Origin of the sequence: Marinobacter sp. bablab_jr003 (genome assembly GCF_016464245.1) — a bacterium.
Classification (GTDB): Bacteria; Pseudomonadota; Gammaproteobacteria; order Pseudomonadales; family Oleiphilaceae; genus Marinobacter; species Marinobacter vinifirmus.
Genome location: NZ_JADARC010000093.1, coordinates 1 through 9,056, shown reverse-complemented (window position 1 = coordinate 9,056; position 9,056 = coordinate 1). Strand labels below are relative to the sequence as shown.

Genomic DNA, 9,056 nt, shown 5'->3' with positions numbered 1-9,056 from the left:
TCCTGAAGAGCCGTTCAAGACCAGGACGTTGATAGGTCGGGTGTGTAAGCGCTGCGAGGCGTTGAGCTAACCGATACTAATTGCTCGTGCGGCTTGACTATATAACACCCAAGACAATTGCGGATAACGCAAGAGCAAGGCAAACGCCAGCTCAAAGAAATCACCATCACGTTTTATCTCGTCCTTCCCAGTGATCATCCGTTTTGCCTGACGACCATAGCGGTCTGGAACCACCTGATCCCATCCCGAACTCAGACGTGAAACAGACAAGCGCCGATGGTAGTGTGGTTCGCCCATGTGAGAGTAGGTCATCGTCAGGCTCTTAATACCAAAACCCCCGACAGCGTTGCTGCCGGGGGTTTCTTATTTGTCTGTCCGAAATATGATCAGCCGCACAACCCGCCGCATCCGAAAAAGTTAATATTCATCAAAGACTGGCCAACCAGAACCACAAAAAGAGCCAGCAACAGAGACACTCATCAGTCCCCTTTTTCTTTTTGCTGCCCATTTGATCAAGGTAGCAGGGTGAGACTATGAGTAAAAAGCTGCACACAGTACTAGCCAGCGCCCTGATTTTGCCCTCCGCCGCAATTGCAGGCCTGGACCCTATTTCTGATGAGGAAATGTCTGAGGTTACCGGTCAGGCCTTTCTTTCTGTCGATCGAAATTACCATCCCGATCCATCAAAAAACACCGCCTACACGCGGGTGAATCTTGGTATGGATATCGAAATCCAGACCAATGTTGATGTCCTTGAAATCGGTCGCTACGAGCGAGATGGCGAAAAATCCGGTACGTCAGATGTGCTCATCGAAAACTTTGGCCTGGGTTATATCAACAACCAACAATTCTTTGATGCAAACCCTGAGGCGACCAGGCAGGTGAAGCCTGATGGCACCGCCTACGCCGAAGGCGAGATTGTTCCTTTCCACATCAGTAACCCGTTTTTTGAATTCGCCTTCGACGAAACCACGGATGAAGTGGTTGGTGTCCGGCTCGGGTTTGGCGATTCCATGGGCATTCTGTCAGGCGATATCCGCAATCTGACTGGCGATGTCAACATTGATATTAAGGCTACCGGCCAGGATCTGGAGATTGCCGAATCCAACGGGGATTTGATTGATGGGGTCTTGGTAGGATTGGCGCCACTCCTGCTTGGTAGCAATGCTATTAAAAGTAAAGCTGTGCTGGTGCATGGTGAAGGTCCGAACATTGGTGAGCCTGATCCCATTCGGGCGACTCATGCAGGCGTGCCGAACGGGGAACGGTTCACGGTAGAGGATGTTGGTGGCGGAACAATTTTCCTGATTAAGGCTGCTGGGTTGTTAGGGGGCAGTTCGCAGGTAGAAGTTGATGCGGACTGTGGTCCTCTTGGTCTCGTCTGTGGCTCTGGTGACGTCAGTTTTGTGGCCCAGGATTGTCAGGTTCTGGGCATCAATTCCTGCTTCCCTCTGACCAACTTCAAAAGCCTTCCGGTAGGTACCATTACCGAAAATGGGGACGAAAGAGTTTTATCCGGGCCTCAGAAAGGCCTGTTTTTAGCCTTTCAAACCCAGGCTGTCGAGTGGCTGGAAGATGTATCAAAAACTGATCCGCAGGTAGGAGACTTTATTCAAACCACACCTGGGGGCTTTATGAACATCCCCAACGGCGCGGTTGAATTCAGTCTCCATGATGCGCTGGAGGGAATTCCCCGTTATCGCACTGAATACATAGATCGCGGGCGAGGGTTGTTCTGATGCCTTTTCCCAGGAGCCCCGCCTTCTCCAAGGTCATCTTGTCATTCGTGATGTTCGGCCTTTCGATGTTGCCTGCTACTGCAGCCGCAGAACTCGAAAAGCTCAACGATGGCGAACTCTCTGAAATCGACGGTGCTGGCATTGGCCTGGTACTGGAAGACTTCATCTTCTCCCACGGCACGGATGCGCCGGACGTCAACGGTGAACAGGCCCGGATCTTCCGCATTGCAGGTATCCAAAGCACGGACGGCCGTGAGGTCGATATCACCGTTAACCACCTTTATATCGCCGGCTCTGGCAGTGACTACGGAACGAACCTGACTCCGGTGAATCTGGGGCGCTTGCTGAATCCGTGGCGCATTGATGTGGTCGACGGTAACGACACCGGAACCACTAACAAGGCGGTTCTCGAATTCGCCGCCCCTGCCATGGTAGACGCTGCGCAGGGTTACGATTGCCTTGGTGGTTCGGCTGCTGTTGGAAGCGGTACCTGTTCCAGCCGGCCAGCTACCCAGGACTGGCAGGGCGAGCGCGCGGATATGGGTATGCAGATGAACGTGGCCGTTGGCGATGACCGCTCTGCCAACCTGAACCTGCACGCCCGCAGTGCCGTCATTGATGGCAGTTATCTCCGGCTCTGGGGTGATGACGAACGGCGCCAGATGGCCGGTGAATTCCGTCTTAACTTTTACTCGCCGGAACTCACCATCAATGCCTGTAGCCAGGACGGCAGCAATTGTGGCTCGAATATTGTGATGTCGGACTTTGTGCTGCAACTGGCCCTCGGTAACAGGCTGCAACCTATCTACTTCGATGTCGACGGCAGCGGTAACTTCCTGCTGGAGATCGATACCATCGATGCCCCGGGCACTGGCCAGATTGCGGCCAACGGTCAGCGGGCGGGCAGCGATGCCGCCACCTGGGATTTCTATAACGACTATTACTCCAACCCGGAATTCCGCAGTAACGTTCACATCGGCGATTTCAGTGTCGGTGAAAAGAATTTCGGATCGGCACGGGTTGAAGGCATGTTGATCCAGCACCTGCAAATTCAGACAAAGGATCTGGCGCAATGAGCAGACAACCGTTTCTGAGTAGTGCAGTCGTCATGCTGGCAGGACTGTTATGCAGTCCGTTTGCCGGTGCCGAGATGGCTCCCTTGGACGATGCGGGTATGGCAGAAGTTTCCGGCCGTGGTGGCATTTACTTGTCTGGCGATATCAGCATCAACGAACTGGGTGGCCCGATCCAGAACGATTATTTCGGCCGCTGCGACGAGCAGGACAAGAAGTGCGGTGCCCGCCTTGCCTACCAGTTGAAAGAAGGTGGTGGCTGGATGGTGCTGGACGAGATTCGCGGCATGTTTGCCTTCGAGGGGCTTACCTTGCGGGTACGTTCAATCGATTCCGGTTTTGGTGGTGACGGCGAGCTGTTTAACCGTGACGTCATTGAACTGGGCCTGCCGGATACTGTGCGGTTCAACGATGTGCAGTTCAAGATTGCCGCCAGTAACACGCCCAGACCGACGGATCCCGGGTTCATGCAAACGGATATCTTCGCCGTGGAAATGCAGGGCGATGTTCTGATGCAGGGGAATCTGCTGGTGTTCCCGGAAGGGACTCCATAGGGGGAGATGATTATGGCCAAAGTGATTGGTTTACCTAAAACCTGCGCTGCCCTGATGCTGGTTGCTACCGGGGTGCCCGGCGGTGTTGCCTGGGCGGATATGCAAAGCCTGGATGACGGCGAACTGTCCCGGATTCAGGGCCAGAGCGGCATCACGCTGGAGATGGATCTGCAGCTGTCCGCAGACCGGGTGTCCTACTACGATGACGGCCGGGGGGCGCACCTTGAAGGCTTGAAGGTTGGCTCGTCCGAAAACCCCGGGCAGGGCGCTCTCCACCGGACACGTATCGATATTGGTGCTGATGCCTCGTTAAACCTGGATTACCTGGTGGAAGATCGTCGGGTCGAGTTTTCCGATATTCGCCTGGCAGGGGCGCCCGGCGTCAGTATGGGTGGGATTTTCTTTGACCATTCGCTGCAAGGCACCCTGAGTATCCGGGAGGGCGGCGGTGTTGGCGGCAGTGGCTACACCTTTGATTCGGCCTACACCATGACCGGCGGCCGGTTGGGGTATCGGACCAACGGCAACTCGGTGTTTCTCGACGACATCACCATGGATGTGGAAGCTCTGGGAATCACCCTGGAGCAGGTTGGGGACACTCTCGAACTGATCTCGGAGAATGTAACCGGTAACTGGAAAGTCGGCGCGATCCGTTTCAGTAACGATCCGCTCATCTATGGTCGCGCAACAGATGCGAGCGGGGCGCCCCTGGCCAGTTATGGGGGCCTGGAGGGCGATTACCGGATCTCGTCCCGCACAGGAATCAAGGCAGGCGGCCGTGAGGGCCAGGGCCTGAGAATCGATAATGAAACAACCATCCACAGCGCCAATTTCTTATACCTGGACGATGGCAACGCCCTGGCATTAAGGGACATAACCGGCGAGTACCAGATCCACGACTTGCGGATTGATGTCACCAATGACAATCAGGGCCGGCCAGCCTTGGGGCTCACTCTGGGTGGCCTGGAAGGGGCGCTGGCTGTGGGTTCGGTTGAAGTGGGAGCCAGTGGCCAGAGCTTTGGCTCGGTTAACCTCGCCTTCGCCTTCGAAGACCGCGCCTTCAATGGTCGAAACTATACCAACGCGGTTTATCTGCAAGGTGGTGGCCACCAGGATGCCGGCGCCCAGGGTTTGCGCCTGGCTGCCGAATGGAGCCTGTCGAATGCAGACTTAAGCTACACCGACAACGGCAATCGGGTGATTGTGAGCGGGTTGCAGTCATGGGGGCAGGGCGATTTAACGGTGAATGTCACCCGCAATGAAATTCGCAACGGTACCCGCTTCTATGATGGTTTAAGGATCGGGTTTGAAGACCTGAGTGCCGGGTACCGTATAAACGGCCTGAGGGTGGGGGATGAAAATGCCCCTCTGCAAGGGGGTACCGAACTGCTGCTGGCCCTGGGGTTCTATCCCGCCTACGAATTCGATATGGATGGGCATATCACCCTGGGCGCCGGGGGCGCTTCCGGCGAGGGGCTGACGATCAATTCCGATATCCATGTCCGCAACGGAAAAGCTGCGGTGGTTGCAGCGCCCTATGATGAGGGTGCTGGCGAGGTCCCCCAGAAAGGCCTGTGGCTGACCGAAATGACCTATGACGGCCACGTCCGTAACATGACCGTGGATGTTACCGAAGAGGGGCTCGCCATGGCCACCGAAGAAGCCTGGGGCACTATGGATGTGGGCAATGTTCGGGTTGGAACCAGCGATGATGGCGCAAGCTTCGGTCGCCTCCGGATGCAAAGCTATGAGAAAGACAGCAGTGCGCTGATACGACCCGGCGGCGCCGGTGATGTCTGTGTGGGTGGCAGTGGAAGTTCTGCGGCGGCCTGTGGGGCTTCAGGTGGCACCTGGGAGACTCGGGGCGACGAGGGCGTTTCAATCGCGATGGCAAAGGTACTGGCACCGGCTGCAAGTGACGATAAGAAGAATGCCTTGTTGTGGGAAACCAATCGCAGCGTGGACGGGCAGGGCCGGCCGGTCAACGGATCTGGCACTGCAATACTGCTGAATGATATTCATACCAGCGACGGCGGTGATTTCGACGGCGATGGCCAGGACGACAATACCTACGGTATCCGAACCGATCTTGCAGTTGATGTGTATCCAACCCGGGTCATCCGGACGGTTGACGGTGTTAAGCGGGTTGAGAACCCTCTCGGGTTCGCCGTGCAGGCACAAAGCAGCTTCAAGGAGCTGTCCATCAACAATATCGATATGATCCACCCGGTGGGCGGCGCGCAGACGGCGGTATACGGTGCTGTGTTACAGAACGTGGATATTCGGGCAAACCTGACCGCAACGCCTATCCCCTGATGACCATCCGGCATGAGAAAAGGGCAGCCCGGGCGCTGTCCTTTTGTTTTTTCGGCCGTCCTGTTGTTTAATCCGGGGCTGATTCTTTGCACCCCTGGAACCGGTTTCATGAAATCCAACACCTTGTTGTCACTGCTGAGCGATCGCGCCGTTCATTCCGGAGAGTCCCTGGCGAAAACCCTGGGGGTATCCCGCACGGCTGTCTGGAAGCAGCTCCGTAAAATCATGGATGAAGGCGTAGAGATAAAAACTATCCGGGGGCAGGGCTATCAGCTGGTCACACCGGTAGACCTGCTGGATCGTGGGCAGGTGTTGGCGGGTTTACCCGGCGAGCTGTTGTCCGGTATCAGCCTGGAGGTATTACCGGAAGTGGGTTCCACCAATGCCGAGGTGGCGCAGCGTTTATCCGGCGCCGGAGGGGCTATACCGGTGGTCATTGCCGATTGCCAGACTGCGGGGCGCGGTCGCCGGGGGCGTAACTGGGCAAGCCCGAAAGGGCAGAATCTGTATCTGAGTATGGGGCTGACCCTGCAGGGTGGGTTCGCCGCGCTCGAAGGTTTGAGCCTGGTCTTGGGCGTAGCCGTGGCCCGGGCTTTGGAGGCTATGGGTGCCGAAGGTGTTGGCCTGAAGTGGCCGAACGACCTGTTTGCCGATGGCAGGAAGTTTGCCGGTATCCTTGTGGAGATCCAGGGGGAATTACAGGAAGGTGTCGTCCAGGTCATCGCTGGTATTGGCATCAATGTGCATATGACCCGGGCGGAAGAGGTCGATCAGCCATGGATCAGCCTGGCTGAGCGCTGGCCGGATATAGCCTGGGCGAGGAATGCCCTGGCGGCAAATGTTATCAGGGAGATCCTGGGTACCGTTGATACGTTCGAGCGACAGGGCTTTGCAGCGTTCAGGAGTGCTTGGCAGCGAAGGGACATATTCTGCGGGCAGGAGCTGGTCAGCCGTGGTGGCGAGGTTGCCGGAACCGGCGCCGGTATCGATGACGGCGGTAACTATCTGTTGAAAACCGACGCTGGGGTGGTGTCGGTTCGAGCGGGCGATATCAGCCTTCGGGTGCAGCCATGATGTTGTTGGTCGACTCCGGTAATACCCGGATAAAGTGGCGTTTGGTTCAGGGTGCTCAGGTGAGGGCCGAGGGTGCAGCGATGCTGGACGAGAAGGCGCCTTTTGCAGGCCTGGTGCAATTCGGTCATGACATTACCCGGGTTGCCGTGTCTTCTGTCGCATCCGAGCAGAATTGCCGGGAGCTGGAGCAGGCGCTGTCCCGCATTACCCGTGCGCCGGTAACGTTTTATTGGTCTGAATCATCCCGTCAGGGGTTGGTGAACTCCTATCAGGATGTCCGGAAAATGGGCGCCGATCGCTGGCACGGAATGGTGGGCGCCTGGTCGCGTTATCCCGGCGGGTTTGCAGTTGTTGACGCGGGGAGTGCGGTTACCGTGGATTACGTGGCCGAAAGCGGTGCCCACATCGGGGGCTATATACTGCCAGGGCTGAGAATGATGCGCCGAAGCCTGAAGCTGGATGCCGCACGTATCGGGTTCGAACACGACGACCAGGTCAATACCCTGCCCGGTCGCTCAACCGGGGAGTGTGCCAACCATGGGTTGGCGTGGCTGACCCTCGGGGTTATCGAGCGTATTAATGCTGACGCCGGGGTCCACAATTTACGCCGCGTCTTGCTTACTGGCGGCGATGCTCAAAGATTTGTTGATCTCGGCTTGCAGGCCGAGGTTCGTCCGGGCCTGGTGTTTGAGGGCCTTCAGGCCGTAGCACAGGATGGGAAGGGCGAATGAAGTGGATTGCGTTCTTTCTCCTGGCCGTCAACCTGTTGGTGTGGTGGTTGCCGCAGTGGCAGGGTATCGGGGGAACTGATCCTTCGTCCGGAGGAGCCTTGCCCCGAGTGACCAGCCTGAAAACATCAGAGCCCGTTGTACCTGTGCCGGGGCCTGGCGTGGAAACCCTGTGCGTGCGTGCGGGGTGGTTTGACAGCGACGCCGAAGCGAGGGCGGCGGGAGAGGCCGCGGGGCTGGACTACGTCGTCGAAGAACAGGAGGTGGAACTTGCTCCACTGAACTGGGTCTTGATACCCCCTCAGCCGGAACAAGCTGCTATGGATCAGTTCCGGGCTTTGTCGGCCCGGGGGGTCGAATCCTATGTGGTGGCGTCCGGAGAGTACCGGAATGCCATATCCCTGGGGCTTTTTGAGTCTCGGGAAGCTGCTGAAACGGTACTGGCAGAAAAAAAACGGGATAATCTTAATGTAGTACTGGCCAAGTTCCCCCGTAATCGTATAGGATACGCCCTCGTTTTTGATGTTGAATCTGACCGGGAAACCGAGACGGTTCAAGCGGTTGAAGCGGAAATCGGCAAAAACTTCGAGTTTGTTGAAAGTGGTACCTGCAAAGGTGTTGCAACGCCGAAAAAAAATCCGTAGTATACCGCCCTCGCTGACGAGGCGAATGTGAGCTGGCGTAGCTCAGTTGGTAGAGCAGCTGACTTGTAATCAGCAGGTCGGGGGTTCGATTCCGTCCGCCAGCTCCACTTTAAGGTTTTAGCGGATTCGCGACAGCGAATTTGTACGGGAGGGGTTCCCGAGTGGCCAAAGGGATCAGACTGTAAATCTGACGCGAAAGCTTCGCTGGTTCGAATCCAGCCCCCTCCACCACTTATTGCTCGCGGGCATCGTATAGTGGCTATTACCTCAGCCTTCCAAGCTGATGACGCGGGTTCGATTCCCGCTGCCCGCTCCAATTTGGTTTTAATGCTCATGTAGCTCAGTCGGTAGAGCACATCCTTGGTAAGGATGAGGTCACCGGTTCAATTCCGGTCATGAGCTCCACTTTTTTTTCCGGTCAACGTTACGATCCTGGTTGATTAGGGGGATTGGTCGAATGTCTAAAGCAAAATTTGAGCGTAACAAGCCGCACGTAAATGTGGGCACCATTGGTCATGTTGACCATGGTAAGACCACTCTGACAGCCGCCCTGACTCGTGTATGTCACGAAGTATGGGGCACAGGCGAGAGCCGTGCTTTCGATCAGATCGATAACGCACCGGAAGAGCGTGCGCGTGGTATCACCATCGCGACCTCCCACGTTGAGTACGATTCTCCAACCCGTCACTACGCTCACGTAGACTGCCCGGGCCACGCTGATTATGTTAAGAACATGATCACGGGTGCTGCCCAGATGGACGGCGCTATCCTGGTTTGCTCCGCAGCTGACGGCCCCATGCCGCAGACTCGTGAGCACATCCTGCTGTCCCGTCAGGTAGGTGTACCGTTCATCGTTGTGTTCCTGAACAAAGCGGACATGGTAGACGATGAAGAGCTGCTTGAGCTGGTAGAAATGGAAGTTCGTGAC

At 56.6% G+C, this 9,056-nt stretch carries 8 protein-coding genes, 4 tRNA genes and 2 rRNA genes; all 14 read left to right on the top strand.

The genetic code is table 11. From position 1 onward, the window contains the following. Positions 1-101 (top strand): 23S ribosomal RNA (locus H3Z84_RS08450); the annotation flags it as partial. Between the two features lie 105 nt (positions 102-206). Further along, positions 207-320, top strand: a 5S ribosomal RNA gene (gene rrf / locus H3Z84_RS08445). Positions 321-533: 213 nt separating this feature from the next. After that, on the top strand, positions 534-1,739 hold the full coding sequence (locus tag H3Z84_RS08440; RefSeq protein WP_199457144.1) for a hypothetical protein: 1,206 nt from the start codon (positions 534-536) through the stop codon (positions 1,737-1,739). Continuing rightward, complete coding sequence (locus H3Z84_RS08435) at positions 1,739-2,815, top strand: hypothetical protein (protein ID WP_228285664.1); 1,077 nt, start codon at positions 1,739-1,741, stop codon at positions 2,813-2,815. Before H3Z84_RS08440 ends, H3Z84_RS08435 begins: the two co-directional genes overlap by 1 nt. Positions 2,816-2,889: 74 nt before the next feature. Beyond that, on the top strand, positions 2,890-3,366 hold the full coding sequence (locus tag H3Z84_RS08430) for a hypothetical protein (protein WP_413772294.1): 477 nt from the start codon (positions 2,890-2,892) through the stop codon (positions 3,364-3,366). A gap of 12 nt (positions 3,367-3,378) precedes the next feature. Beyond that, complete coding sequence (locus tag H3Z84_RS08425; RefSeq protein WP_228285665.1) at positions 3,379-5,682, top strand: DUF6160 family protein; 2,304 nt, start codon at positions 3,379-3,381, stop codon at positions 5,680-5,682. 108 nt (positions 5,683-5,790) lie between these two features. Then, a complete protein-coding gene (locus tag H3Z84_RS08420) occupies positions 5,791-6,756 on the top strand; it encodes a biotin--[acetyl-CoA-carboxylase] ligase (protein WP_199457143.1) in 966 nt (321 codons plus the stop codon). Continuing rightward, entirely contained in the window at positions 6,753-7,487 is a 735-nt protein-coding gene (locus H3Z84_RS08415; RefSeq protein ID WP_199457142.1) for a type III pantothenate kinase, read from the top strand. Before H3Z84_RS08420 ends, H3Z84_RS08415 begins: the two co-directional genes overlap by 4 nt. A gap of 107 nt (positions 7,488-7,594) precedes the next feature. Next, the gene (locus H3Z84_RS08410; protein ID WP_227498388.1) at positions 7,595-8,128 is read left to right on the top strand and encodes a hypothetical protein; all 534 of its coding nucleotides are present in this window, start codon (positions 7,595-7,597) and stop codon (positions 8,126-8,128) included. A gap of 31 nt (positions 8,129-8,159) precedes the next feature. Beyond that, positions 8,160-8,235 (top strand) — tRNA-Thr (locus H3Z84_RS08405). A gap of 40 nt (positions 8,236-8,275) precedes the next feature. Then, positions 8,276-8,359 (top strand) — tRNA-Tyr (locus H3Z84_RS08400). Between the two features lie 10 nt (positions 8,360-8,369). Beyond that, positions 8,370-8,444 (top strand) — tRNA-Gly (locus H3Z84_RS08395). Between the two features lie 13 nt (positions 8,445-8,457). Beyond that, positions 8,458-8,533, top strand: a tRNA-Thr gene (locus H3Z84_RS08390). Positions 8,534-8,585: 52 nt separating this feature from the next. Further along, a partial coding sequence (locus H3Z84_RS08385) for a GTP-binding protein (protein WP_199456886.1) occupies positions 8,586-9,056 on the top strand: 471 nt, incomplete at its 3' end.